Below are 25,377 nucleotides of genomic sequence, written 5' to 3' on the forward strand. Positions count from 1 at the left end.
CGTCACCAGCTGCGGCGGCACCCTTGAATTGAAAACCGGGGGATGCCGTCGGGCTTACTTGGGTTCGGCCTTGCCTTCGTAGCGCTTGCTCCACTCCGCGAGGATGCGTTCGCGGTTCTTGGCGGCCCAGTTCAGGTCGTTCTTGGCCAGCAGCTTCTCGTAGTTGTCCGGAATGCCTTCCAGCTTGGAGACCACGCCCGGGTAGGCCACCACGGCCCACCAGCGCGCGCTGATCTGGTTGGCTTCCTTGCTCGCCATCCAGTCGGCAAAGCGCTTGCCTTGCGCCAGCTTCGTGCTGGTCTTCATGAGGCTGGTGGCCTCGATGTCCCAGCCCAGGCCTTCCTTCGGAAAGATCAGGTCGACCGGCGCGCCCGATTTCTTCACCTGGTGCGCGCGGAACTCGAACGAGATGCCGATGGGGAACTCGCCCGCGCCCGCCTGCTTGCAGGGCTTGGAGCCCGAGTGCACGTACTGCGCGATGTTCTGGTGCAGCGCGTCCATGTACTTCCAGCCTTCGGCGTCGCCCATGTTCTGCAGCCAGTACGACACGTCGAGGTAGCCCGTGCCGCTGGAGGCGGGGTGCGGCATCGAGATCGTGCCCTTGTAGACGGGCTTGGTCAGGTCCTTCCAGCTCTCGGGCTTGGGCAGGCCGAGCTTCTTGGCCTCGACCGTGTTGAAGCAGATGGTGGCGGCCCACACGTCCATGCCGACCCAGGCGGGCGGGCGCGCGGCGTCGGAGTACGCGGGGTTCAGCTCCTTGAAGCCCTTGGGCTCATAAGGAAGCAGCATGCCTTCCTGCTGCAGCAGCGCCAGGCTGCTGGCGGCCAGGCCGGCCACCACGTCGGCCTGCGGGTTGGCTTTTTCGGCCAGCAGCTTGGCGGTGACGATGCCGGTGGAGTCGCGCACCCACTTCACCTCGATGTCGGGGTTGGCCTTCTCGAACGCGTCCTTGTAGAGCTTCATGGCGTCGGTCTCGAGCGCCGTGTAGACCAGGAGCGGCGTTTTTTGCGCCCACGCACTGCCGGACACGAGGCCGAGGGCCGCAACACACAGGGCGGCCGTGAGACGGCGCGTGCTTTGTTTCATCGTCATCTGTTTCTCCTGAAAGGCTGGCTGTCACTGAAGAAGGGTGAGGGCTGGCGCCGGCGCGAGGGTGGGCAACGCCATCCGGTGTTTGCAATGTAGGTTGCTGATTGATGACTGTCAATAAAAAATTGTTGACAGTTGACGATCCTTCGGGAAAATACGCCCCATGGTCACCAGCAATCACTCCGCCGCCCTCGCGTTCCTCCAGTCCAGCTCGCTGCCGATGCTGATGCAGGAAGAAATCGAGCGTTTGATCATGACGGGCGAGCTCCCCGTGGGCAGCCGCATCAACGAGAGCGAGCTCTCGCAGCGCTTCAACACCAGCCGCGGGCCGATCCGCGAGGCGCTGCGCGCACTGGAAGAGGCGGGCCTCGTGCGCAACGAGAAGAACCGCGGCGTCTTCGTGCGCGAGATCGCGTTCGAGGAGGCCGACGAGATCTACGAACTGCGCGAGGCGCTGGAAGAAATCATCGGCCGGCGCGTGGCGCTGGCCATCCAGCCCGACGCGGTGGAGCGCCTGCGCGCCATGGTCGACGCCATGCGCTCGGCGGCCCAGGCGCAGGACGTGGAGCAGTACGCGCAGCTCAACCTGCAGTTCCACGAGATCCTGCTCGACACCGCCGGCAGCAAGAAGCTCACCGAAACCTACAAGCGGCTCGTCAAGGAGCTGCACCTTTTCAGAATGCGCGCGCTCGACAGCGGCGGCGGCCTGCGGGTCTCGGCCGACGAGCACAGCCACATCGTCGACGCCATTGCCAGCGGCAACCCCGACACGGCAGGGCGCGCGCTGCGCGAACACGTGGCCGGCAGCCGCGCACGCATGCACAAGGCCTTCGGCCGCATCGACGCCGATGCGGCCACTTCCAGCAACACCACCGCTACCCCGAACCACCCACCCCAAAAGGAAGTCTGAAATGACACCGGAGACACTTGAAGTCAATGCCAGGAGCTATCGCTGGATGGCGCGTCCGATCGTGGTCGTGTGCGTGGACGGCTGCGAGCCGGCGTACCTCGACGCGGCCATCGAAGCCGGTGTGGCGCCCTACATCGCCCGCATGCGCAAGGACGGTGCCGATCTGCTCGCCGACTGCGTCGTGCCCTCGTTCACCAACCCCAACAACCTGTCGATCGTGACCGGCGCGCCGCCCGCGGTGCACGGCATCTGCGGCAACTACTTCTTCGACCGCGAGCTGGGGCAGGAAGTGATGATGAACGACCCCAAGTACCTGCGCGCCGGCACCGTGCTGGCTGCGTTTGCCGATGCGGGCGCCAAGCTCGCGGTGGTCACGGCCAAGGACAAGCTGCGCAAGCTGCTGGGCCACAAGATGAAGGGCATCTGCTTCTCGTCCGAGAAGTCGGACCAGGTGACGATGGAAGAAAACGGCATCGACAACGTGCTCGACATGGTCGGCATGCCGGTGCCTTCGGTCTACAGCGCCGAACTCTCGGAGTTCGTGTTTGCCGCCGGCGTGAAGCTCATGGAATCGCGCCGCCCCGACCTGATGTACCTGTCGACCACCGACTACGTGCAGCACAAGGCCGCGCCAGGCAGCCCCGCCGCCAACGCCTTCTACAAGATGATGGACGGCTACCTCGCGCAACTCGATGCGCTGGGCGCGACCATCGTGCTCACGGCCGACCACGGCATGAACGACAAGCATGGTGCCGACGGCTCGCCCAACGTCATCTACCTGCAGGACGTGCTCGACGGCTGGTACGGCGCCGAAAAGGCCCGCGTGATCCTGCCGATCACCGACCCCTACGTGGTGCACCACGGAGCGCTCGGCTCCTTCGCCACGGTGTACGCACCCGACGAAGCCAGCGTGCCGGGCTGGATCGAACGCATCAAGGGCATTCCGGGCATGGAGCTCGTGCTCTCGCGCGCCGAAGCCGCCAAGCGCTTCGAGCTGCCGCCGGACCGCATCGGCGACATCGTGGTGGTGAGCGAGCAGAGCACCGTCATCGGCACCGCCGCCAGCCGCCATGACCTCTCGGCGCTCGAAGTGCCGCTGCGCTCGCACGGCGGGGTGTCGGAGCAGAAGGTGCCGCTGATCTGCAACCGCCCGGTCGAAGGCATTGCCCCCGGGCGCCGGCTGCGCAACTTCGATGCGCTCGACCTCGCCCTGAACCACGCACGCTGAAGCCACACGGAGCAAGCACTCATGAGCCAAGCCATCCTGAAGCCAGGCACCGTCCACCGCGAAGCGTTGCGCATCGCGGGCGAGAAAGTCCACCGCGACCGCACCATCGAGGTCACCTACCCGTACACCGGCGAGGTGATCGCCACCGTGCCCAAGGCCACGCTGGACGACGTGCGCCATGCCCTGCGCATCGCCCGCGACTACAAGCCCACGCTCACGCGCTACGAGCGCTACAAGATCCTCATGCGCGCCGGCGAGATCATCGCCTCGCGCCTCGATGAGATGTCGCGCACCATCACGCTCGAGTCGGGCCTGTCGCGCAAGGACTCGCTGTACGAAGTGGGCCGCGCCTCCGACGTGCTGCTGTTCGCCGCCAACCAGGCGCTGGTGGACGACGGCCAGGTGTTCTCCTGCGACCTCACGCACCACGGCAAGAGCCGCAAGGTCTACACGATGCGCGAGCCGCTGCTGGGCGCCATCACCGCCATCACGCCGTTCAACCACCCGCTGAACCAGGTGATCCACAAGGTGGCGCCGGCCATCGCGACCAACAACCGCATCGTGCTCAAGCCCAGCGAGAAGACGCCACTCACGGCCTTCCTGCTGGCCGACATCCTGTACGAGGCGGGCCTGCCGCCTCAGATGCTGTCGGTGCTCACGGGCGACCCGAAGGAGATCGCCGACGAGCTGCTGACCAATGCCGACGTCGACCTCGTCACCTTCACCGGCGGCGTGCCCATCGGCAAGTACATCGCGGGCAAGGCCACCTACAAGCGCCAGATCCTGGAGCTGGGTGGCAACGACCCGATCATCGTGATGGAAGACGCGGACATCGAGGAGGCGGCCACGCTGGCTGCCAACGGGTCGTACAAGAACTCGGGGCAGCGCTGCACGGCCGTGAAGCGCATGCTGGTGCACGAAGCTGTCGCCGATCGCTTCGTCGAGCTGCTGGTGCAGAAGACCAAAGCGCTGAAGTACGGCGACCCGATGGACCCCGACACCGACATGGGCACCGTGATCGACGAAGCGGCTGCGAAGCAGTTCGAAGCCGTCGTCAACGAAGCCATCGCGGCCGGCGCCAAGCTCCTGTACGGCAACGAACGCCGCGGCGCGCTGTACTCGCCCACCGTGCTCGACCACGTCGACCCCGAGATGACCGTCGCCAAGCACGAGACCTTCGGCCCCGTGTCGCCGGTGATCCGCTTCAAGAACATCGACGAGGCGATCGGCATCTCCAACGGCACGGCCTACGGCCTGTCGTCCTCGATCTGCACCAACCGGCTGGACTACATCACGCGCTTCATCCGCGAGCTGAACGTGGGCAGTGTCAATGTGCGCGAGGTGCCGGGTTACCGCCTGGAGCTCACGCCTTTCGGCGGCATCAAGGACTCGGGCCTGGGCTACAAGGAAGGCGTGCTCGAGGCGATGAAGAGCTTCACCAACACCAAGACCTACTCGCTGCCCTGGTAACCATGAGCCTCAGCATCCCCGACATCGTCGGCCTCTTCGAAACCAAGGGCCACGCGCAGTACGACGGCGAGCCGGTCACGCAGCTCGAACATGCGCTGCAGTCGGCGCACCTGGCCGAGCAGGAGGGGGCGGACAGCGCGCTGATCGCCGCCGCCCTGCTGCACGACCTGGGCCACCTGCTGCACGACTTCGGCGGCACGCCGACGCAGCAGGGCCTGGACGACCTGCACCAGTACCGCTGCCTGCCGTTCCTGCGCGCGCTGTTCGGCCCGGCCACGCTGGAACCGATCCGGTTGCACGTGGACGCCAAGCGATTCCTGTGCGCGCGCGTGCCGGGCTACCTGGAGGCGCTGTCGCCCGATTCGAAGCGCAGCCTGCAACTGCAGGGCGGCGTCTTCGACGAGGCACAGGCCAAGGCTTTCGAGACGCTGCCGTATGCAATGGACGCAGTGCGCCTGCGGCAGTGGGACGACACGGCCAAGCTGGCCGATGCCGACAAGCCCCGCCTCGCGCACTTCGTGCGCCACCTCGAGATCAGTTCCGCCGAACACCGGCAAGCCCTCACCACCGCTTAAGGCACACGGATGCGCCCCTTCTGGATCGAACAAGCGCTCTTCAACGATGGCGATCTGGCCCCGGCGCTGCAAGGTGAAGCCACCGCCGACGTCTGCATCGTCGGCGGCGGATTCACCGGCCTGTGGACAGCGATCCAGGCCAAGCTGCAGGCGCCCGCGCTCGACATCGTCATCCTCGAAAGCGACCTGTGCGGCGCCGGCGCCAGCGGGCGCAACGGCGGTTGCCTGCTCACCTGGTCGGCCAAGTTCCTGACCCTGCGGCGGCTGTTCGGCGAAGACGAGGCGGTGCGCCTCGTGAAGGCGTCGGAAGCGGCGGTGGGGCACATTGCCGACTTCTGCGCGGCGCACGGCATCGACGCCGAACTGCGGCGCGACGGCACGCTCTACACCGCGACCTCGCAGGCGCAGATCGGCACGCTCGATCCGATGATGCAGGCGCTGGAGGCGCGCGGCATCCACTCGTACCACGCGCTGCCGCCCGACGAAGTGGCGCGGCGCTCGGGCTCGGCGCGCAACCTGGCCGGCGTGTACTCGCCGATCGCCGCCACCGTGCACCCGGGCAAGCTGGTGCGCGGGCTGCGGCGCGTGGCACTGGCCATGGGCATCCGCATCCACGAGCGCACGCCGATGCTCGACTTCAGCACCGACCAGCCCGTGCTGGTGCACACGCCCACCGGCAGCGTGCGCGCGAAGAAACTGGTGCTCGCGATGAACGCGTGGATGGCCAGCCGCTTCCCGCAGTTCGAGCGGACCATCGCGATCGTGTCGAGCGACATGATCATCACCGAGCGCTGCCCCGAGCTGCTGCAGCAGATCGGCCTGACCGACGGCGTGTCGGTGCTCGACTCGCGCACCTTCGTGTACTACTACCGCAGCACGGTCGACGGCCGCATCATGCTGGGCAAGGGCGGCAACACCTTCGCCTGGGGCGGCCGCATGGCCAAGGTGTTCGACGAGCGCTCACCCTACGAGGGCGAGCTCACGCAGGCCCTGCATTCGTTCTTCCCGGCATTGCGCGACACGCCGATCACCGCGAGCTGGAACGGCCCGTCCGACCGCTCGGTGACAGGCTTTCCGTTCTTCGGCAAGCTCGATGGCGCGCCGCACATCTACTACGGCTTCGGCTACTCGGGCAACGGGGTGGGGCCGACCTACATGGGCGGGCAGATCCTGTCGTCGCTGGTGCTCGACCAGGACAACGCATGGACGCGCAGCCCGATCACGGGCGGGCCGCTGGGCTACTTTCCGCCGGAGCCGATGCGCTATGTGGGCTCGATCGTCGTGCGCAACGCGATCCGCCGCAAGGAACGCGCTGAGGATGAGGACCGCCAGCCATGGCTGGTGGACCGCATGCTCAGCAAGCTCGCGAACGCCGCAGGCAAGGCCGACAAGGCCTGACCTGCGGGTGCCGCGATATCAGCGGTTCGAGGGGAACGAGAACATCGTGCCTTCACGCACGCCGGCCGAGGGCCAGCGCTGCGTGACGGTCTTGCGCTTGGTGTAGAAGCGCACGGCGTCGGGGCCGTAGGCGTGCAGGTCGCCGAACAGCGAGCGCTTCCAGCCGCCGAACGAGTGGTACGCCACGGGCACCGGCAGCGGCACGTTGATGCCGACCATGCCGACCTGGATGTTGTCGCTGAACCAGCGCGCGGCCTCGCCGTCGCGCGTGAAGATGCAGGTGCCGTTGCCGTACTCGTGCGCGTCGATCAGGTCCATGGCTTCCTGCAGCGTCTTCACGCGCACCACGCCGAGCACCGGGCCGAAGATCTCTTCCTGGTAGATCGTCATGCCGGGCTTGACGTGGTCGAACAGGCAGGCGCCCAGGTAGTAGCCGCCTTCGTGGCCTTCGACCTGGATGCCGCGGCCGTCGACCACCAGCTTGGCGCCGGCGGCCACGCCCGCGTCGACGAAGGCCTTGACCTTCTCGAAGTGCGGCTGGGTCACCAGCGGGCCCATGTCGTTGCCGTTGTCGGTGCCGGGGCCGACCTTCATCTTGGCGATCTCGACCTTCAGGCCTTCGACCACCGCGTCGGCTGTGGCGTCGCCCACGGCCACCACCAGCGGGATCGCCATGCAGCGCTCGCCGCACGAGCCGTAGGCCGCGCCCATGAGCGCGCTCACTGCGTTGCCGATGTCGGCGTCAGGCATCACCACCGCGTGGTTCTTGGCACCGCCCAGCGCCTGCACGCGCTTGCCGTGGGCCGTGCCCGTGGTGTAGATGTGTTCGGCGATGGGCGTGGAGCCCACGAAGCTCACGGCCTTCACGCGGCGGTCGGTCAGCAGCGTGTCGACCGCTTCCTTGTCGCCGTTGACCACGTTCAGCACGCCCGGCGGCAGGCCGGCCTGCAGCGCGAGTTCGGCCATGAACAGCGTGGAGGAGGGCGTGCGCTCCGAGGGCTTGAGCACGAAGGTGTTGCCGCAGGCCACGGCCATCGGCCACATCCACAGCGGCACCATGACCGGGAAGTTGAACGGCGTGATGCCGGCGGCGACGCCCATCGCCTGGAACTCGCTCCACGAGTCGATCGACGGGCCGACGTTCTTGCTGTGCTCGCCCTTGAGCAGCTCGGGCACGTAGCTGGCGTACTCGACGTTCTCGATGCCGCGCTGCAGCTCGCCGTGCGCGTCGGCCAGCACCTTGCCGTGCTCGGCGGTGATGAGCGCGGCGATGGTGTCGGCGTTTTCCTCGAGCAGCGTCTTCAGGCGGCTCATCACGCGGGCGCGCTTGAGCGGCGGCGTGTTGCGCCAGGCCGGGAAGGCGGCCTGCGCCGAGGCGATGGCCTGCTCGACCGTGAGCTTGTCGGCGAGCGCCACGCTCTTGGCCGACAGGCCGGTGGCGGGGTCGAACACCGGCTGCACGCGGCTGCCGCCGCCGACGTGCTTGCCGTCGATGAAGTGGCCGATGGTGGCGGTGACGTTCTTGTCGTGTTGCATGTCTTGATGTCTCGAAAGGGGATCAGTTGGTCTCTGCGAGGGCGTCTGCGAGCGCATTGACCATGCGGTCGATCTCGGCCTTCTCGGCGATGAACGGCGGTGCGAGCTGGATCGTGTCGCCGCCGTAGCGCACGTAGAAGCCCTTCTTCCAGCAGTTCATCGCGATCTCGTAGGGGCGGCGTGCGGGCTCGCCCGGCAGCGCGGCGATGGTGATGCCGGCGGCCAGGCCGTAGTTGCGGATGTCGGCGACGTGCTTGCTGCCCTTGAGGCTGTGCACGGCGTTCTCGAAGTGCGGGGCCAGCGTCTGCACGCGGCCGATCATGTCTTCCTTCTGCAGCACGTCGAGCGCCGCGATGCCGGCGGCGCAGGCCACGGGGTGCGCGCCGTAGGTGTAGCCGTGCGGGAACTCGAGCATGTACTCGGGGCCGCCGGCGGCCATGAAGGTGTCGTAGATGTCCTTGCTGGCCACCACGGCGCCCAGCGGCTGCGCGCCGTTGGTGACCTGCTTGGCGATGTTCATGATGTCGGGCGTGACGCCGAAGGCATCGGCGCCCGTGAGCGCGCCGCAGCGGCCGAACCCGGTGATCACTTCGTCGAAGATCAGCAGGATGTTGTTGGCCGTGCAGATGTCGCGCAGACGCTTCAGGTAGCCCTTGGGCGGAATCACCACGCCGGCTGAACCCGCGAAGGGCTCCACGATCACGGCCGCGATGGTCGAGGCGTCGTGCAGCGCAATGAGGTCGAGCAGGCGGTCGGCCAGCTCGGCGCCGCTTTCGGGCATGCCGCGCGAGAAGGCATTGCTGGCCAGCTGCGTGTGCGGCAGGTGGTCGGCCTCGACGCCCTGGCCGAACAGCTTGCGGTTGGCCGCGATGCCGCCCACCGAGATGCCGCCGTAGTTCACGCCGTGGTAGCCCTTCTCGCGGCCGATCAGGCGCGTCTTGCCGGCCTGGCCCTTGGTGCGCCAGTAGGCGCGCGCCATCTTCAGCGAGGTGTCGGCGGCTTCGGAGCCCGAGCCGGTGAAGAACACGTAGTCCAGGCCGGCGGGCGTCAGTTCCTTGATCTTGTTGGCCAGCTCGAAGGAGAGCGGGTGGCCGAACTGGAAGGCGGGCGAGTAGTCGAGCTTGGCGATCTGGCGGCTCACCGCCTCGGTGATCTCGGGGCGGCCGTGGCCCAGGCCCGAGCACCACAGGCCCGACAGGCCGTCGAAGATCTTGCGGCCGTCGTTGTCGGTGAAGTAGGCGCCCTTGGCCTCCACGATGATCCGCGGATCGGCCTTGAAGTTGCGGTTGCCGGTGTAAGGCATCCAGTGCGCCTCGAGCCAGGCGGCGTCGGTGCGCGCGGTGGGCGTGGGTTCGATGGCGGGTGTGGCGAGGGTCATGGCGCATCCCGCGCAGGGCGGGCTCCGGGGGTGAAGGGATGCGCCGATTGTTCGCAACGCCTTCAGTGTGGAGAATGGCGCAATATCAATGTTCACTTGACGATCCATGCAAGTAAAGGCCAAGGCCTCGCCCGCCGACGAAACCGCTGCCCAGGGCACCCGCAACCGCGCCGTGCTGGGGCAGCTCAGCGACATGGACCTGCGCCTGCTCAAGGTGTTCAAGAGCGTGGTCGACTGCGGCGGCATGGCGGCCGCCGAGCTGGAGCTGAACATCGGCACCTCCACCGTGAGCCGCCACGTGAAAGACCTGGAAACCCGCCTGGGCCTCGTGCTGTGCCGGCGCGGCCGGGCGGGCTTTGCGCTCACGGCCGAGGGCCAGCGCGTGTACGACGAGACGCTGCGCCTGCTGGCCTCGGTCGACGCCTTTCGCGGCAGCATCGACGACATCCACAACCGCATGGGCGGGCAGCTGGACGTGGCGCTGTTCGACAAGACCGCGACCAACCCGAAGGCGCGCATCGGCGAGGCCATTGCCCGCTTCACCGAGATCGCGCCCGAGGTGAATCTGGCGGTGCACGTGGGCTCCATCAACGCCATCGAGCAGGGCGTGCTGGAGGGCAACTTCCAGATCGGCATCATCCCGGCGCACCGCAGCTCGAAGAGCCTGGTGTATGCCGACCTGTTCGACGAGACCATGCTGCTGTACTGCGGCCAGGGGCACCCGCTGTTCGAGAGCCCGCACGGCAAGCTCACGTGGTCGAAACTGGGCGAACACCATTTCGCGGGGCTGGGGTATCACTCGCCGAACATGGAGCTGAGCCACCGAGCAAGGCTGTCGCGCAAGGCGACGGGGTTCGACCAGGAGGCGATTGCGACGCTGATCCTGTCGGGGCGCTTCCTGGGTTTCTTGCCCGACCACTACGCGCAGGTGTTCGAGCAGCGCGGGCTGATGAAGGCGGTGCTGCCGGCGCGCTTCAACTATGCGTGCCGGTTCGTGAGCCTGCTGCGGCGGTCGCCGAAGCCTTCACGGGCGGTGTTGGCGTTTCAGGCGTGCCTGGAGCAGGCGCATGGCGATGCGAAGATCTGAAGGCAACGAAACCACCCCAGATGACCGAAACACCACTGCGTATTCGCCCTGCACTTGCGTCGGAACACCGGGCACTCGAAGACTTGCAGCGGCGCGCATCGCTCGCGAACCCTGGCGATCGCGAGGCGATTCAGTCCGACCCGGACGCCATCGAACTGCCTCTGGCCCAGATCGTCGATGGCCGGGTGTTCGTGGCAGAGATTCATGGCGTGACGGCGGGATTCGCTGTCGTGCTGCCCAACGATGACGGCAGCGCCGAACTCGATGGATTGTTCGTCGAGCCCGAGGCATGGCGTCGCGGCATCGGCAAGGCATTGGTCGCGCACTGTGTCGAGCTTTCCCGGCGCCAGGGTGCGTCGGCACTCCACGTCACCGGCAATCCACACGCCGGGTCGTTCTACCTTCGATGCGGATTCGAGGCGAACGGCACTGTCGCCGTGCGTTTCGGCAGGGCTGAGCGGTTCCGCAAGGTCTTCTAGACCTTTGTGGTGCTATCGCTGCCCGCTGGGCAGCAACAAATGCTTAGCGCCAATGTGCGCTTCCATCTCATGCATGTGGTGCTCCGCATCCACCATGTGCTCCGCCATCAGCCGCCGCACCTCGTCTGCATCTTCCTTGCGATACGCCGCCAGCAGCTGCGTGTGGTAGTCCACGTTGGTCTCGCCGAAGTGGTGGTGGTCCAGCGCCTTCTTGTAGACGACGAGGTCGCGCAGCAGGTCGTTGAGAAAGCGGCACATGAAGGACAGCACCGGATTGGGGCAGGCCTCGGCCAGCATCGTGTGGAAGGCCAGCTCGGCTTCGCGCTGTGTGCGCAGCTCGTCCTCGTTGGTCGGCTCGACGGTGCACAGGCGCACGTTGTCTTCGAGCCGTGCGAACTGCTCGGGCGTGAGCCGCCCGACCACGCTCACGGCCAGTTCGGGCTCCAGCGCCTTGCGCAGCTGGTAGATGTGGTGGCCGTCCAGGTGATGAAAGTGCAGGAAGTTGCGCAGCGGCTCCGACGCATGGTCGACCGACACCTGCTGCAGGTAGGCGCCGCCGCCCGGGCCGGTGCGGATCGAGATCAGCCCGCGCACCTCGAGCGCCTTCAGCGCCTCGCGCACCGTGCTCTTCGAATAGCCGAAGAGCTCGATCAGTTCCTTCTCGTTCGGTAGCCGGTCGCCGGGCTGCTTGCGCTCGGCAACGATCCATCGCTTGACGTCTTCGACGATGACGTCCGAGAGCTTTTGCCGCTTCGGAGGGTTGTGCCCCACTCTCATCAAAACGCTCCATCCATGCACATCGGGAGATGCGCGGGATGCGCAACAGCGCGCGATCTTAACGGCGTCATCGGCAGGGTCGGGTTGGGTTTGGGCACGGGGCTTGCTAACGGGTTTTTACCAACATATTAATCCTATTTATCCGCTTAAATTGCCGGCGATCGCAGGCACTGTGTTTTCTTCCCCACTTCCCACACCACGACCGGAGAACCCCATGCAACGCAGACAACTCCTTCAGCTCGCCGCCCTGTCGGCCGCCCCGGCCTCGCTCCTGATGAGCCGCTCGGCCATCGCCCAGGCCACCGACGCGATCCGATTCGGTGCGCCGGTGCCCATGTCGGGTGCCTTCGCGGCCAACGGCAAGTTCGCCGACCTAGGCACCAAGCTGGCGATCGAGCAGTACGGCAAGGTGCTGAACCGGCCGTTGGCCTACACGGTGCTCGACACCGAGGGCAAGCCGGCCACGGCCGTGCGCAAGGTGCAGGAGGCTTCGCAGCAGCAGGGCGCGAAGTTCTTCGTCGGCGGCATCCTCTCGTCCGAGGCGCTGGCCATGGGCAAGGAGGCCGAGAAGGCCGGCGGCCTGTTCATCACCACCGCGGGCGCCGACGAAATCACTGGCAAGGACTGCAACCCCGCCACCTTCCGCTGGTCGGTGCCCACCTTCGGTGCGATCGAGCAGACGGTGCGCCCGCTGATCGCGTCGATGCCCAAGGCCAAGCGCTGGTACACGATCACGCCGCAGTACGTCTTCGGCGACGGCCTGCTGAGCGCGGCCAAGACCATCTTCCAGGAGAAGGGCATCGAGCACGTGGGCAACAGCTACCACTCGCTCAACGACAAGGAGTTCAGCGGCTACCTCACCAACGCGATGGCCGCCAAGCCCGACGTGCTGTTGCTACTGAACTTCGGCGCGCAGTCGTCCGCCGCGCTGCGCCAGGCGGTGAGCTTCGGCATGCACAAGAACATGACGATCCTCATGGCCTGGGCCTCGGGCCTGGAGCAGTTCGACGAGCTGGGCGCCGACCTGTGCGACGGCGTCTACTTCGGTGCGCAGTACTGGCACACGGTCGACACGCCGCTCAACAAGGACCTGGTGAAGCGCACCGCCGACAAGCTCAAGATCGTGCCCAACTACAGCCTGGCCGGCTCGTACATCTGCACCAAGATCCTCATCGACGGCATCGTGAAGGCCGGCACGGTCGACCCGAAGGCGGTGGTCGCGGCGCTCGAAGGCATGAAGTTCGACGGCCTCACGGGCGTGGAAGAAATCCGCAAGGCCGACCACCAGGTCATCAAGGACTACTACCTGCTCAAGGGCAAGGCGAAGTCGAAGATGGCCAACCCGGCCGACTACGTGGACGTCGTCAGCTCCGGCAAGTCGTTCCTGCCGATCGACAAGACCGGCTGCAAGCTGGCCTGACGCCGCCCGGCTTCGCGCCGCGCCCGCGCCGTTTTTGGGCGCGGGCAGGGCGCGTGCCGCCTGCACGTTTGCCACCCCCACGACACCTATGTCCGTCTACCTGCTCCAGACCATCAACGGAATCGGCATCGGCATGCTGTATTTCCTGCTGGCCGTTGGCTTGTCCATCGTGTTCGGCCTGCTGCGCTTCGTGAACTTCGCGCACGGCGCTTTCTACCTGCTGGGCGCCTACCTGTGCTTCCAGGCCATGCAGTGGGGGCTCAATTTCTGGGCCGCGCTCGTGCTGGTGCCGCTGTTCGTCGGCGCGCTCGGCTGGCTGGCCGAGAAGCTGCTGCTGCGCCGCGTGTACGCCAAGGCGCACGAGTTCCACATTCTTGTGACCGTGGGCCTGGCGCTCGCGGTGCAGGAGATCGTCATCGTGTTCTGGGGCCCGCTGGGCAACAGCGTGCCCACGCCCGACCTGCTGCAGGGCGTGGTGATGTGGGGCAGCTTCATCTACCCGAAGTACCGGCTCTTCGTGATCGGCTTCACCGCCGTGCTCGCGGTGTTGCTGTGGTGGGTGCTCGAAGGCACGCGCCTGGGCAGTGCGGTGCGTGCGGGCAGCGAATCGACCGAGATGGTCTCGCTGCTGGGCATCAACGTGTTCCGCGTGTTCAGCCTGGTGTTCGCGCTCGGCGCGGCCACGGCGGCGCTGGCGGGCGTGCTGGCCGCACCCATCCGCGGGGCCGAGCCCTTCATGGGCGTCGAGGCGCTGGGCGTGGCCTTCGTGGTAGTGGTGATCGGCGGGCTCGGCAGCTTCAGCGGGGCGCTGGTCGGCGGCGTGCTGATCGGCATCGTGCAAAGCCTCATGAGCACGATCTGGCCGCCGGGGGCGAGCCTGATGATCTACATCGCGATGGGCGCCGTGCTGCTGCTGCGCCCGCATGGCCTGCTCGGCCGCAGAGGATGAACGCGCCATGCCAAAGAAATACACCTTCCTTCTGGCGCTGATCGTCGCGCTCGCGCTGCCGCTGTTCATGCGCTCGGGTTCGCTCGCGAGCGAAGTGCTCATCTACGCGCTCGCCGCGCTGGGCTGCAACCTGCTGCTGGGCTACACGGGGCTGCTCTCGTTCGGCCAGGGCATCTTCTTCGGGCTGGGCAGCTACACCATCGCGATCCTGCTCACGCGGCTGCAACTGCCGATGCCGCTCGCCTTGCTCGCCGCCATCGGCATGGGCGCGCTGGGCGCGGCGGTGGTCGGCTGGGTCGCCATCCGCCAGCGCGGCACCTACTTCGTGATGCTCACGCTGGCCTTCGCGCAGATGTTCTATTTCATCGCCTACACGGCCTCGGGGCTCACGGGCGGCGACAACGGCCTGCTCGATGTGCCGCGCCCGGCCTTCATGGACACGCCGTGGAAGTACTACGCCTTCGTGGCGGTGATCTTCCTGGCCGCGTTCGCGCTGCTGCTCAAGGTGACCGACTCGGTCTTCGGCCGCACGCTGCTCGCCATCCGCGACAACGAGGACCGCGCCGCCGCCGTGGGCTACGACCTGAAGCGCTTCAAGCTGCTGGCCTTCGTGATCTCGGGCGCCGTCACCGGCCTGGCCGGCGGCCTGCACGCCATGATGACCGGCATCGCGCCGCTGTCGAACGCCGAGTACCACACGAGCGAGATGATCCTGGTCATCACCGTGATCGGCGGCACCGGCAACCTCTTTGCCTCGGTGCTCGGCTCGGCCTTCTACGTGCTGCTGGCCGACTGGCTCTCCACGCTGTGGCCGCGCTGGCTGCTGCTGCTGGGCCTGCTGCTGATCGGCGTGAGCATCGGCATGCAACGCGGCTTGTGGGGCCTGGGCGAAAGCGCCTGGCGCCGGGTGTTCCGCAAGACGGCGGCCGAGGCCAAGGCGCCGGCCGTGCAAGGAGAACAGGCATGAGCGACATCCTCATCGAAGCCATCGGCGTCACCAAGCACTACGGCAAGTTCGCCGCACTCGGCGGCGTCGACCTGAAGATCAAGCGCAACACCGTGCACTCGGTGATCGGGCCCAACGGCGCGGGCAAGACCACGCTCTTTCACATGCTCACGGGCACCGGCACCACCACGGGCGGGCGCATCCTGTTCGACGGCCACGACGTGACGCGCGAGCCCGACCACCAGCGCGTGCAGCGCGGCATGGCGCGCTCGTTCCAGGTCACGAGCCTGTTCCCCAGCCTGTCGGTGCGCGAGAACCTGCGCGTGGCGGCGCAGGGCGTTGCGCCGCGCCAGGCCATGAACTGCTGGCGCGCACCCATCGGCGAGCGCGCCTGCGCCGACACGGTGGCCGAGGTGCTCGCGCGCGTCGGCCTCGAACGGCTGGCCGACACGCCCGCCAGCGTGCTCTCGCACGGCCAGCAGCGCCGCCTCGAAGTGGGCATGGCACTGGCGGCCAAACCCAAGGCCATCTTCCTGGACGAGCCGACCTCGGGCATGGGCATCGACGACCTCGACGACATGAAGCAGCTCATTCGCGGCCTGCGCGACGCGCACACCGTGGTGCTGATCGAGCACAACATGAACATCGTGATGGACATCTCCGACACCGTGACCGTCATGCAACTGGGCCGCGTGCTGGCCGAGGGGCTGCCGGGCGACATCCGGTCCGACGCGCGCGTGCGCACGGCCTACCTGGGCAACATGATCACCGGAGGCAAGGCATGAGCAACATCCTCGAAGTCGAAGGCCTGCACGCGCACTACGGCAAGAGCCATGTGCTGCAGGGCGTGTCGCTCAGGGTGGGCGAGGCCGAACTCGTCACGCTGCTGGGCCGCAACGGCGCGGGCAAGTCGACCACGCTCAAGAGCATTGCCGGCGCCGTCACGCCCACGAAAGGGCGCGTGCGCTTCCAGGGCGCGGACATCGCGGGCCAGCCGCCGCACCGCATCGCCACGCGCGGCGTGTGCCTGGTGCCTGAGCACCGCGGCATCTTCAAGCTGCTCACGGTGGAAGAGAACCTGCTGCTCGGCCTGCGGCGCGATTCGCCCTGGCAGCTGGCCGACATCTACCGCATCTTTCCACGTCTGAAGGAGCGCCGGCGCAACGGCGGCGGGCAGCTGTCGGGCGGCGAGCAGCAGATGCTGGCCATCGGTCGCGCGCTCATGAACCACCCGCGCCTGCTGATCCTGGACGAGCCTGTGGAAGGCCTGGCGCCGGTGATCGTGGAAGAGATCGTCGCGCAGCTCAAGACCATCAAGGCCGCGGGCGTGGCCATCCTGCTGGTCGAACAGAACCTCGAGGTCTGCGTGCAGCTGGCCGACCGCCACTACATCGTGGAGCAGGGCGTGATCGTGCACGAGGCCGGCAACGCCGCCTTCATGGCCGACCACGACGTGAAAGACAGATACCTCGGCGTCGGGCTCGCCTGACCCCGCCATCCATTCGTCGCAAAAACCATGAACACAACGAACGAACTTTCCACCGCAACGGACGTGCGCGCCCTGCGCGTGAACGGCCAGCGCCTCTGGGACTCGCTGATGCAGCTCGCGCAGCTCGGCGCCACCGAGAAGGGCGGCGTGTGCCGCATCGCGCTCACCGACCTGGACCGCCAGGGCCGCGATCTCTTCACGCGCTGGGCGCGCGAGGCCGGCTGCGAGGTGCGCGTGGACGCCATCGGCAACATCTTTGCGCGCCGCCCGGGCCGCAACAACGCGCTGCCACCGATAACCACCGGCAGCCACATCGACACGCAGCCCACGGGCGGCAAGTTCGACGGCAACTACGGCGTGCTCGCGGGGCTCGAAGTGATCCGCAGCCTGAACGACGCCGGTATCGCCACCGAAGCACCGGTCGAGGTGGCGGTGTGGACCAACGAGGAAGGCTCGCGCTTCGTGCCCGTGATGATGGGCTCGGGCGTGTTCGCCGGCGCCTTCACGCTGGAGCATGCGCTTGCGCAGCGCGACACCGAGGGCGTGAGCGTGGCCGAGGCACTGTCGGCCATCGGCTACGCCGGCGCCGTGCCCGCCTCGGCGGCGGCGTCGCCGGTCGGCGCCTACTTCGAGGCGCACATCGAACAGGGGCCGGTGCTCGAAGCCAACGAACGCGTCATCGGCGTGGTCGAGGGCGCGCTGGGCCAGCGCTGGTACGACGTGGTGGTGCAGGGCATGGAAGCCCACGCCGGCCCCACGCCGATGGAGCTGCGCAAGGACGCGCTGCTGGCCGCCGCCGAACTCGTGGTCGAGGTGAACCGCATCGCGCTCGCGCATGCGCCGCACGGGCGCGGCACGGTCGGCTGGATCGACAACTACCCGAACTCGCGCAACGTGATCCCGGGCCGCGTGAAGCTCAGCGTCGACCTGCGCGCGGCCGACGACGTGGTGCTGTCGGCCATGGACGCGGCGCTGAAAGAAGCCGTGCAGCGCATCGCCACCAAAGGCAAGGTCGAGGCGACGGCCGAGCAGGTCGTGTACTTCCCGCCGCAGCCGTTCACGCCCGCACTGGTCTCGGCCGTGCGCGAGGCCGCGCAGGACCAGGGCATGACGTGGATGAACGTGATCAGCGGCGCCGGCCACGACGCGGTGTACCTCGCGCGCGTGTGCCCCGCGGCGATGATCTTCGTGCCCTGCCTGGACGGCATCAGCCACAACGAGATCGAGGACGCGCAGCCCGACCACCTCGAAGCCGGTTGCAACGTGCTGCTGCAGGCGATGCTGCAGAGCGCGGGAGTGGCCGCGTGAAGGCGGCGCTTCGCCGCATCGGCCTTCACTGCGTGATGGCGATGGGCATGGTCGCGACGTCGGGGGCGGCCCTGGCGGCTGGAGAGCCGATCCTGGTCGGCCAGTCCGCGGTGCTCACCGGCCCGTTCACGCCGAACAGCCTCGCGTTCATGGAAGGCCAGACGCTGTTCCTCGACCAGTTGAACAAGGCGGGCGGCGTCGGTGGCCGGCCCGTCAAGATGATCACCTACGACGACGCCTACATCCCCGAGAAGGCCGCGGCCAATGCCGAGAAGCTGCTCGGCACGGACCGCGTCGTCTGCCTGTTCGGAACCATGGGCACGGGCATCGGCGCGGCCATGGTGCCGGTGGCGGCGAAGCACGACAGCTTCATCTTCGGCGGGTTGACCGGCGCGGCGGTGTTGCGCGGGCCGAAGGTGCCGATTTATCACGTGCGGGAGTCGTATGCCGACGAGGTCTCGCGTGTGATGAACCACCTGACGACCGTGGGCCTGACGCGCATCGCCATCGTCTCCAGCGATGACGCCTACGGCAAGGGGATCGAGAAGGATGCGTTGGCCGCGCTTGAGAAAAGCAAGCAGCCTGCGCTGCTGTCGCTGCGCTTCGATCCGAAGGAAAAGGACCATCCCGCCATCGCGCAGCAGGTCATCGCGAGCGGGGCGCAGGCGGTGTACGTCATCGCGGCCGGCACGCCGGCGATCAACATCATCCGCTCGCTGGTGGCCGCGCCCATTCATCCGCAGATCTACACGAACTCGGTGGCGAGCTCGTTCCTTCTGTACAAGGAACTCGGCGACAAGAGCCGCGGCATCGTGCTGTCGCAGGTGGTGCCGCCGTTCTGGAAGACGCGCTTTCCCATCGTCGACGAATACCAGCGCGCGCGGAAGGCCGCGGGCAGCGAAGGCGAAGGCTCCTACCTGGGGCTGGAGGGCTACATCACGGCCAAGGCCTTTGCGGAATCGCTGCAGCGCGTGAAGGGGCCGATCACCACCGAATCGCTGCGCCGCAGCATCGAGAACTCGCCGCCCATGAACCTGAACGGCTTCACGGTCGCGTTCCGTCCCGACAACCGCAACGGCTCCAGCTTCGGCGACATCACCATGCTGGGCAGCGCCGGAAAGTTTGCCCAATGAAAGTCCTGATCGCACGTCTCAACCACGAGACCAACACCTTCTCGCCCGTGCCCACGCCGCTCGCGGCCTTCGGGCCCGACGGCCCGACCTTCGGCGCGCAGGCTTACACCGACAACAAGGGCATGCGCACCGCGATGTCGGCCTTCATCGACCTGGCCGAAGCGGCAGGCGCGCAACTCGTCACGCCGGTGTCGGCCTCGGCCAACCCGAGCGGGCCGGTCGATGCGCAGGCCTACACCACGCTCACGCAATGCATCGTCGATGCGGCGCCGGGCTGCGACGCGATCCTGCTCGACCTGCACGGCGCGATGGTGGCGCAGAACAGCACCGACGGCGAAGGCGACCTGCTGGTGCGCCTGCGCGCCGCGGCGCCCGGCGTGCCGATCGGCGTGGCGTTGGACCTGCATGCCAACGTGACGCCCGCGATGGTGGACAACGCCGACGTGATCGTCGGCTTCAAGACCTACCCGCACGTCGACATGTACGAGACCGGCGAACACGCCGGCCGCCTGCTGTTCGACCTGCTGGCCGGGCGCAGCCAGCCGCACATGCGCTGGCGCCAGCTGCCGCTCATGGCGCACACGCTGCGCAGCGCCTCGTTCACCGGCGCGATGCAGCGGGCCATCGAGGCGGCGCGCGCGGCGGAGGAATCCGAGTCGCTGGCGGTGTCGATCCTGGCGGGCTTCTCACTGTCGGACATCACGGCGCCGTGCATGAGCGTGATCGTGGTCGATGCCCAATCGCCCGCGCGCGCACAGGCCACGGCCGACCGCATCGCGGCGCAGATGTGGGCCGAGCGCGAGGCCTTCATCTACCGCAGCGAGCCGCTGGCCGAATCGGTGGCGCGCGCGAAACTCATCGCCGGCGGTGCCACGCGCCCGGTGCTGCTGCTCGACCATGGCGACAACTGCATGTCGGGCGGCAGCTGCGACACCATGGACGTGCTGCAGGAAGCGCTGGCGCAGGGCCTGGACGGCATCGGCGTCGGACCGCTGTGCGATCCCGAGGCGGTGGCCGCGCTGGTCGCGGCGGGCGAGGGCGCCGAAGTGACGGTGGCGCTGGGCAACAAGGTGTCGCTGGAAGGCATCGGCCTCGCGAAGACGCCCGTCCAGCTGACCGGCGTCGTGCGAACGGTCAGCGACGGCGAGTACGTGATCACCGGCCCCACCTACACCGGCCAGCGCAGCAGCATGGGGCGCACCGTGCTGTTCGACATCGGCGCGGCGCGCATCGTCGTCACCGAGCGCACGCAGGAGCCGTGGGACATCGGCGTGTTCGAATGCGCCGGGCTCGATCCGCGCACCGAGCGCTTCCTGCTGCTGAAGTCGCGCATGTACTGCCGGCCGGTGTTCGAGCCGCTGTCGGCGGCGCTGGTGGAGTGCGACAGCCCGGGCGTGACCAGCTCGGACTACAGCCTGTTCCCGTTCAGCCTGGTGCGCCGGCCGGTGTTTCCGCTCGATGCGAACGCGGCGATGGACGCGCCGGCATAACCTGCCACGTCATCGACGCGCGGCGCGTGCCCCGCGACCATTCCTTCACCCCGCGCTGTTGCGGGTCGAACCCTCGAAAGGAACAGTCGCCATGAACACCGCCGCCCACGACGCCCATGCCATCGCCACGGGCTACATCGCCGTCTGGAACGAGACCGACGCCGCGCGCCGCGCCGCGCTCATCGACGCCGGCTGGACCGCCGACGCCCGCTATGTCGACCCGATGGCGCAGGCCAGCGGCCGCGAGCAGATCAACGCGCTGGTCGGCGCGGTGCACCAGCGCTATCCGGGCTTTCGCTTCCACCTGCTGGGCAAGGCCGAGGCGCACGGCGACAACCTGCGCTTCTCGTGGACCCTGGGCCCGAGCGGCGCCGACGACCTGATCCAGGGCACCGACTTCGCCCAGCTCGACGCGGGCAAGCTGCGCGCGGTGACGGGTTTTCTCGACCGCGTGCCCGCGGGCGCGTGATGAAGCAGGCGGGTCAGTCGCCCGCCGGCCGGCCGCGCCAGAGCTTGCGGTAGACGGTGGCGCGGCTGATGCCCAGCGTGCGCGCCGCCTCGGCGACGTTGCCGCGTGCGTCGCTCACCGCCTTGCGGATCAGCGCGGTTTCCACGTCGCGCAGGCGGGGGCGGCCGTCGGTGGCAGCGCCCGGCACGCCGCCATGCTCGCTGCCGCCGCGCTGGGCCCGCACCTGCACCCGCAGGCCCGACCACAGCGGCACCTCGAGCATGGCGTCGCCGCGCCGGGCGGCGTCGAACATCATGTGCAGTGGCAGCGCGAACAGGTCGTTGAAATGCAGGCCGCCGGCATGGCAGACCAGCGGCTGGTGCAGCATCTGCCGCGCCGCCGCGTTGGCGCCGGTGACATGGCCCGCGGCGTCGATGCACAGCAGGCCCTCGGTGGTCTCGCTGCTCGGGCAGCCGGGCCAGAGCAGGCGCAGCAGCAGCTCGCAGGGCTCGCGCTGCACCAGCAGGTTCTCGATGCTGCGCGCCGACAGGGTGGCCAGATGGCGCAGCTCGGGCCGCTCGACCACCTGCACGCCCGTGAGGTCGAGCATGCCGATGCAGTCGCCCCGGGGCCCGAAGAGCGGGGCGCCGGCGCAGCTGTACACACTGGTGTCGTCAAAGAAGTGTTCACCCCGGTGCAGCCACACCGACTCCTGCTCGGCCAGCGCCGTGCCGATCGCGCTGGTGCCGATGGCGTTTTCGGACAGGTCGACGCCGATGCGCCCGATGTCGCGCGCATAGCGGGCGGCGGGGTCGGTGCCGTCGGGCAAGGTACCCACGTCGACCACGATGCCGCGGGCGTCGGTCAGGATGGCGAAATAGCGGGTGTCGGCGATGGCGCGCGAGAGCCGTTCGATCACCGGCCGCGCCGCCGTGACCAGGGCCCGGTTGCATTCCGTGACCTCGCGGCTGGCGGTGCGACTCACGGGCTCGAAGCTCACGCGCTGCTGGGGCCGGCGGCCGGCCTCCAGGCAGCGCTGCCAGGAGCGCGTGATGCCCGGGTCGACCCGCACGCTGCCGCGCGGGCGGGGGCCGTCGCCGTCGATCAGCTCGCGGCGCGCCTGCGCAATGGCCAGCGAGCGCTCAGCAGGAGGGGGGACGGCGGAAGCGGACATCATCGTGAAAGTTCTTCTTCGCGCGGGGAGGGCTGCTTTTGCGGGCCGGCCGGTTGGCAAGCTGTTTCATTTTGAGAATTTCCCGCGCTCTGTGCAAGTGTCAAGGGTTTTTGCCTAGGATAGTGCGAAAGGGCGGCATCCAAGATGCCTCGCTGAACCAGCCATCACCTTTCACGGAGACAGCCACATGCAGGTCGCTTTCAAGGTCAACGGCCGGCCGGTCACGGTCGACGCCCCACCCAACACCTTCCTTGTGCACGCGATCCGCGAGCACCTTCACCTCACCGGCACCCACGTCGGCTGCGACACCGCCCAGTGCGGCGCCTGCACGGTCCACCTGAACGGCCGCGCGGTCAAGTCGTGCAACATCCTGGTCGCGCAGGCGGCCGGCGCCGACGTCACCACCATCGAGGGCGTGGCCGCCGCCGACGGCACCATGCACCCCATGCAGGCGGCCTTCAAGGAATGCCACGGCCTGCAGTGCGGTTTCTGCACCCCGGGCATGGTCATGAGCGCCATCGACCTGTGCACCCACCACCCCAAATCGAGCGAATCGGAGATCCGCGAGCTGCTCGAGGGCAACCTGTGCCGGTGCACGGGCTACCAGAACATCGTCAAGGCCGTGAAGATGGGCGGCGAGGCCATGGCATCGGGCAATCCGGTGCCGACCCAGCAAACCACGGTCACGGCCTGAGGAGAGCGACATGGGCGCTTCCGACTTCTCCAACCTGCCGCACATCGGCGAGGCATTGCGGCGCAAGGAAGACTATCGCTTCCTGACCGGCGCGGGCAACTACACCGACGACATCACGCTGGCCAACCAGAGCCATGCGGTCTTCGTGCGTTCGCCGCACGCGCATGCCGTCATCAAGTCGATCGACATCGCCGAGGCCTCGAAGATGCCCGGCGTGGTCGGCATCTTCAGCGGCAAGGACATCGAAGGCAAGATGGGCGGGCTGCCCTGCGGCTGGCTCATCAACAACCCCGACGGCACCCCGATGAAGGAGCCGATGCACCCGATCCTGGCGATCAACAAGGTGCGCTACGTGGGCGACCACGTGGCCATGGTGGTGGCCGAGACGGTCGAGCAGGCCAAGAACGCGGCCGAGGCCGTGGTGGTCGACTACGACGTGCTGCCCGCCCTGGTGAGCGTGGCCGACGCGGCCAAGAAGGCCAGCGGCGTCACCCTGCACGACGAGGCGCCCGACAACCAGTGCTACAAGTGGGCGCTGGGCGACAAGGCGGCGGTCGATGCGGTGTTTGCCACCGCCGCGCACGTCACCCAGCTCGATCTGGTCAACAACCGGCTCGTGCCCAACCCGATCGAGCCGCGCGTGGCCATCGGCAGCTACGCCCGTGGCACCGACGACTACACGCTCTACGTGTCGAACCAGAACCCGCACGTCGAGCGCCTGCTGATGACGGCCTTCGTGCTGGGCCTGCCCGAGCACAAGGTGCGCGTGATCGCGCCCGACGTGGGCGGCGGCTTCGGCTCCAAGATCTTCCTGTACGCCGAAGACGTGTGCCTGACCTGGGCCGCCAAGCAGCTCAACCGCAACATCAAGTGGACGGCGGAGCGCTCGGAATGTTTCCTGTCCGATGCGCACGGCCGCGACCATGTGAGCCACGCCGAAATGGCGATGGACAAGGACGGCAAGTTCCTCGCGATGCGCGTGCACACCGACGCCAACCTGGGCGCCTACCTGTCGACCTTCTCGACGGCAGTGCCGACCATCTTGTACGCCACGCTGCTGGCGGGCCAGTACACCACGCCGCAGATCTACGTCGAGGTCGATGCCTGGTTCACCAACACCTCGCCGGTCGATGCGTACCGCGGGGCCGGGCGGCCCGAAGCCACCTACCTGCTGGAGCGCCTGGTGTCGCGCTGCGCCTGGGAAATGAACCTGGGCCAGGACGAGATCCGCAAGCGCAACTTCATCACCAGCTTCCCGTACCAGACGCCTGTGGCGCTGCAGTACGACACCGGCGACTTCCATGCCTGCATGGACAAGGCGCGGGTGCTGGCCGAGGTCGACGGCTACGCCGCGCGCAAGGCGGCGACCGAGGCCAAGGGCAAGCTGCGCGGCATGGGCTATTCGAGCTACATCGAGGCCTGCGGCATCGCGCCGTCGAACATCGCGGGGGCACTCGGCGCGCGCGCGGGCCTGTTCGAATGCGGCGAGATCCGCGTGCACCCGACCGGCAGCGTGACGGTGTTCACCGGCTCGCACAGCCACGGGCAGGGCCATGAAACCACCTTCGCGCAGGTCGTGGCCGCGCGCCTGGGCATTCCGGTCGACAACGTCGACGTGGTGCACGGCGACACCGGCCGCGTGCCCTTCGGCATGGGCACCTACGGCTCGCGCTCCATCTCGGTGGGCGGCGCGGCCATCATGAAGGCGCTCGACAAGATCGAGACCAAGGCCAAGAAGATCGCCGCGCACCTCATGGAGGCGAGCGACGCCGACATCGAGTTCGCCAACGGCGAGTTCACGGTCAAGGGCACCGACAAGAAGATCCCGTTCGGCCAGGTGGCGCTCACGGCCTACGTGCCGCACAACTACCCGCTCGACAAGCTCGAGCCCGGCCTGAACGAGACCGCCTTCTACGACCCGACCAACTTCACCTTCCCGGGCGGCACCTACATCTGCGAGGTCGAGATCGACAAAGAGACCGGCGAAGTGAAGGTCGACCGCTTCACCGCGGTGGACGACTTCGGCACCATCATCAACCCGATGATCGTCGAGGGCCAGGTGCACGGCGGGCTGGTGCAGGGCATCGGCCAGGCGCTGCTCGAGAACTGCGTGTACGACAACGAAACCGGCCAGCTGCTCACCGGCAGCTTCATGGACTACGCCATGCCGCGCGCTGGCGACTTCCCGCAGTTCAAGCTCGACACCGTCTGCACCCCCTGCACCCACAACCCGCTGGGCACCAAGGGCTGCGGCGAGGCGGGCGCCATCGGGTCGCCGCCGGCCGTCATCAACGCCGTGCTCGATGCGCTGGCACCGCTGGGCGTCAAGGATTTCGACATGCCCGCTTCGTCCAGCCGCGTCTGGGAAGCGATGCAAGCCGCCGCCAAGCCCTGAACGA

23 protein-coding genes are annotated in these 25,377 nt (G+C 67.8%); 18 read left to right on the top strand and 5 right to left on the bottom strand.

The window, feature by feature from the left end; translation table 11 throughout:
• Window positions 1–54: 54 nt before the first annotated feature.
• Window positions 55–1,086: a putative 2-aminoethylphosphonate ABC transporter substrate-binding protein gene (locus ACAM42_RS10465; protein ID WP_174543616.1), complete on the bottom strand. Its 1,032-nt coding sequence runs from the start codon at window positions 1,084–1,086 to the stop codon at window positions 55–57.
• Window positions 1,087–1,252: 166 nt separating this feature from the next.
• Between ACAM42_RS10465 and ACAM42_RS10470 the strand changes: the two genes are divergently transcribed.
• Genes ACAM42_RS10470 through ACAM42_RS10490 form a run of 5 tightly spaced genes read left to right on the top strand, consistent with a single transcriptional unit; the run spans window position 1,253 to window position 6,670 of the window.
• On the top strand, window positions 1,253–1,999 hold the full coding sequence (locus ACAM42_RS10470) for a phosphonate utilization associated transcriptional regulator (RefSeq protein WP_070061830.1): 747 nt from the start codon (window positions 1,253–1,255) through the stop codon (window positions 1,997–1,999).
• A 1-nt stretch (window position 2,000) separates the two neighbouring features.
• On the top strand, window positions 2,001–3,227 hold the full coding sequence (gene phnA / locus ACAM42_RS10475) for a phosphonoacetate hydrolase (protein WP_369631964.1): 1,227 nt from the start codon (window positions 2,001–2,003) through the stop codon (window positions 3,225–3,227).
• Window positions 3,228–3,248: 21 nt separating this feature from the next.
• Window positions 3,249–4,697, top strand: a complete 1,449-nt coding sequence (gene phnY / locus ACAM42_RS10480) for a phosphonoacetaldehyde dehydrogenase (RefSeq protein WP_369631965.1) — start codon at window positions 3,249–3,251, stop codon at window positions 4,695–4,697.
• A gap of 2 nt (window positions 4,698–4,699) precedes the next feature.
• On the top strand, window positions 4,700–5,272 hold the full coding sequence (locus ACAM42_RS10485; protein ID WP_369631966.1) for a phosphonate degradation HD-domain oxygenase: 573 nt from the start codon (window positions 4,700–4,702) through the stop codon (window positions 5,270–5,272).
• Between the two features lie 9 nt (window positions 5,273–5,281).
• Window positions 5,282–6,670 carry an FAD-dependent oxidoreductase gene (locus ACAM42_RS10490; protein ID WP_369631967.1) on the top strand — a complete coding sequence of 463 codons (1,389 nt, stop codon included), beginning with the start codon at window positions 5,282–5,284 and terminating at the stop codon, window positions 6,668–6,670.
• Window positions 6,671–6,688: 18 nt separating this feature from the next.
• Here ACAM42_RS10490 and ACAM42_RS10495 read toward each other — a convergent pair whose 3' ends face one another.
• Window positions 6,689–8,206 carry a CoA-acylating methylmalonate-semialdehyde dehydrogenase gene (locus ACAM42_RS10495; protein ID WP_369631968.1) on the bottom strand — a complete coding sequence of 506 codons (1,518 nt, stop codon included), beginning with the start codon at window positions 8,204–8,206 and terminating at the stop codon, window positions 6,689–6,691.
• 22 nt (window positions 8,207–8,228) lie between these two features.
• On the bottom strand, window positions 8,229–9,584 hold the full coding sequence (locus ACAM42_RS10500) for an aspartate aminotransferase family protein (RefSeq protein WP_095744314.1): 1,356 nt from the start codon (window positions 9,582–9,584) through the stop codon (window positions 8,229–8,231).
• A gap of 106 nt (window positions 9,585–9,690) precedes the next feature.
• On the opposite strand from ACAM42_RS10500, the gene ACAM42_RS10505 reads away from it, so the two are divergent.
• Together ACAM42_RS10505 and ACAM42_RS10510 are read left to right on the top strand one after the other, a co-directional pair.
• A complete protein-coding gene (locus ACAM42_RS10505; RefSeq protein ID WP_369631969.1) occupies window positions 9,691–10,671 on the top strand; it encodes a LysR family transcriptional regulator in 981 nt (326 codons plus the stop codon).
• 20 nt (window positions 10,672–10,691) lie between these two features.
• Window positions 10,692–11,150: a GNAT family N-acetyltransferase gene (locus ACAM42_RS10510; protein ID WP_153286170.1), complete on the top strand. Its 459-nt coding sequence runs from the start codon at window positions 10,692–10,694 to the stop codon at window positions 11,148–11,150.
• A gap of 12 nt (window positions 11,151–11,162) precedes the next feature.
• Here the strand turns inward: ACAM42_RS10510 and ACAM42_RS10515 are convergent, their stop codons facing one another.
• The gene (locus ACAM42_RS10515; protein WP_354347481.1) at window positions 11,163–11,927 is read right to left on the bottom strand and encodes a FadR/GntR family transcriptional regulator; all 765 of its coding nucleotides are present in this window, start codon (window positions 11,925–11,927) and stop codon (window positions 11,163–11,165) included.
• Window positions 11,928–12,141: 214 nt separating this feature from the next.
• Here ACAM42_RS10515 and ACAM42_RS10520 point away from each other — a divergent pair, with 214 nt between their 5' ends.
• From ACAM42_RS10520 to ACAM42_RS10560, 9 genes are all read left to right on the top strand, one after another.
• Window positions 12,142–13,347, top strand: coding sequence for an ABC transporter substrate-binding protein (locus ACAM42_RS10520; RefSeq protein WP_369631970.1), 1,206 nt, complete (start codon window positions 12,142–12,144; stop codon window positions 13,345–13,347).
• 88 nt (window positions 13,348–13,435) lie between these two features.
• Window positions 13,436–14,296: a branched-chain amino acid ABC transporter permease gene (locus tag ACAM42_RS10525; protein ID WP_369631971.1), complete on the top strand. Its 861-nt coding sequence runs from the start codon at window positions 13,436–13,438 to the stop codon at window positions 14,294–14,296.
• 7 nt (window positions 14,297–14,303) lie between these two features.
• Complete coding sequence (locus ACAM42_RS10530) at window positions 14,304–15,263, top strand: branched-chain amino acid ABC transporter permease (RefSeq protein WP_062468748.1); 960 nt, start codon at window positions 14,304–14,306, stop codon at window positions 15,261–15,263.
• Window positions 15,260–16,027, top strand: coding sequence for an ABC transporter ATP-binding protein (locus ACAM42_RS10535; RefSeq protein ID WP_095946861.1), 768 nt, complete (start codon window positions 15,260–15,262; stop codon window positions 16,025–16,027). The genes ACAM42_RS10530 and ACAM42_RS10535 overlap by 4 nt, the downstream gene beginning before the upstream one ends.
• Window positions 16,024–16,731 (top strand): ABC transporter ATP-binding protein, encoded by a 708-nt coding sequence (locus ACAM42_RS10540; protein WP_369631972.1) that lies wholly within the window; start codon window positions 16,024–16,026, stop codon window positions 16,729–16,731. Before ACAM42_RS10535 ends, ACAM42_RS10540 begins: the two co-directional genes overlap by 4 nt.
• Window positions 16,732–16,758: 27 nt before the next feature.
• A complete protein-coding gene (locus ACAM42_RS10545; protein WP_369631973.1) occupies window positions 16,759–18,039 on the top strand; it encodes a Zn-dependent hydrolase in 1,281 nt (426 codons plus the stop codon).
• Complete coding sequence (locus ACAM42_RS10550; protein WP_369631974.1) at window positions 18,036–19,172, top strand: ABC transporter substrate-binding protein; 1,137 nt, start codon at window positions 18,036–18,038, stop codon at window positions 19,170–19,172. The genes ACAM42_RS10545 and ACAM42_RS10550 overlap by 4 nt, the downstream gene beginning before the upstream one ends.
• Window positions 19,169–20,662, top strand: coding sequence for a M81 family metallopeptidase (locus ACAM42_RS10555; RefSeq protein ID WP_369631975.1), 1,494 nt, complete (start codon window positions 19,169–19,171; stop codon window positions 20,660–20,662). Before ACAM42_RS10550 ends, ACAM42_RS10555 begins: the two co-directional genes overlap by 4 nt.
• A gap of 91 nt (window positions 20,663–20,753) precedes the next feature.
• Window positions 20,754–21,131: a nuclear transport factor 2 family protein gene (locus ACAM42_RS10560; RefSeq protein WP_369631976.1), complete on the top strand. Its 378-nt coding sequence runs from the start codon at window positions 20,754–20,756 to the stop codon at window positions 21,129–21,131.
• Between the two features lie 13 nt (window positions 21,132–21,144).
• Here the strand turns inward: ACAM42_RS10560 and ACAM42_RS10565 are convergent, their stop codons facing one another.
• A complete protein-coding gene (locus ACAM42_RS10565; RefSeq protein WP_369632752.1) occupies window positions 21,145–22,284 on the bottom strand; it encodes a helix-turn-helix domain-containing protein in 1,140 nt (379 codons plus the stop codon).
• Between the two features lie 187 nt (window positions 22,285–22,471).
• On the opposite strand from ACAM42_RS10565, the gene ACAM42_RS10570 reads away from it, so the two are divergent.
• Window positions 22,472–22,978 carry a (2Fe-2S)-binding protein gene (locus tag ACAM42_RS10570; RefSeq protein WP_062468730.1) on the top strand — a complete coding sequence of 169 codons (507 nt, stop codon included), beginning with the start codon at window positions 22,472–22,474 and terminating at the stop codon, window positions 22,976–22,978.
• A 10-nt stretch (window positions 22,979–22,988) separates the two neighbouring features.
• Entirely contained in the window at window positions 22,989–25,373 is a 2,385-nt protein-coding gene (locus ACAM42_RS10575) for a xanthine dehydrogenase family protein molybdopterin-binding subunit (RefSeq protein WP_369631977.1), read from the top strand.
• The last annotated feature ends 4 nt before the right edge of the window (window positions 25,374–25,377 follow it).

The sequence above is a fragment of the Variovorax sp. V35 genome (genome assembly GCF_041154465.1).
GTDB lineage: Bacteria > Pseudomonadota > Gammaproteobacteria > Burkholderiales > Burkholderiaceae_C > Variovorax > Variovorax boronicumulans.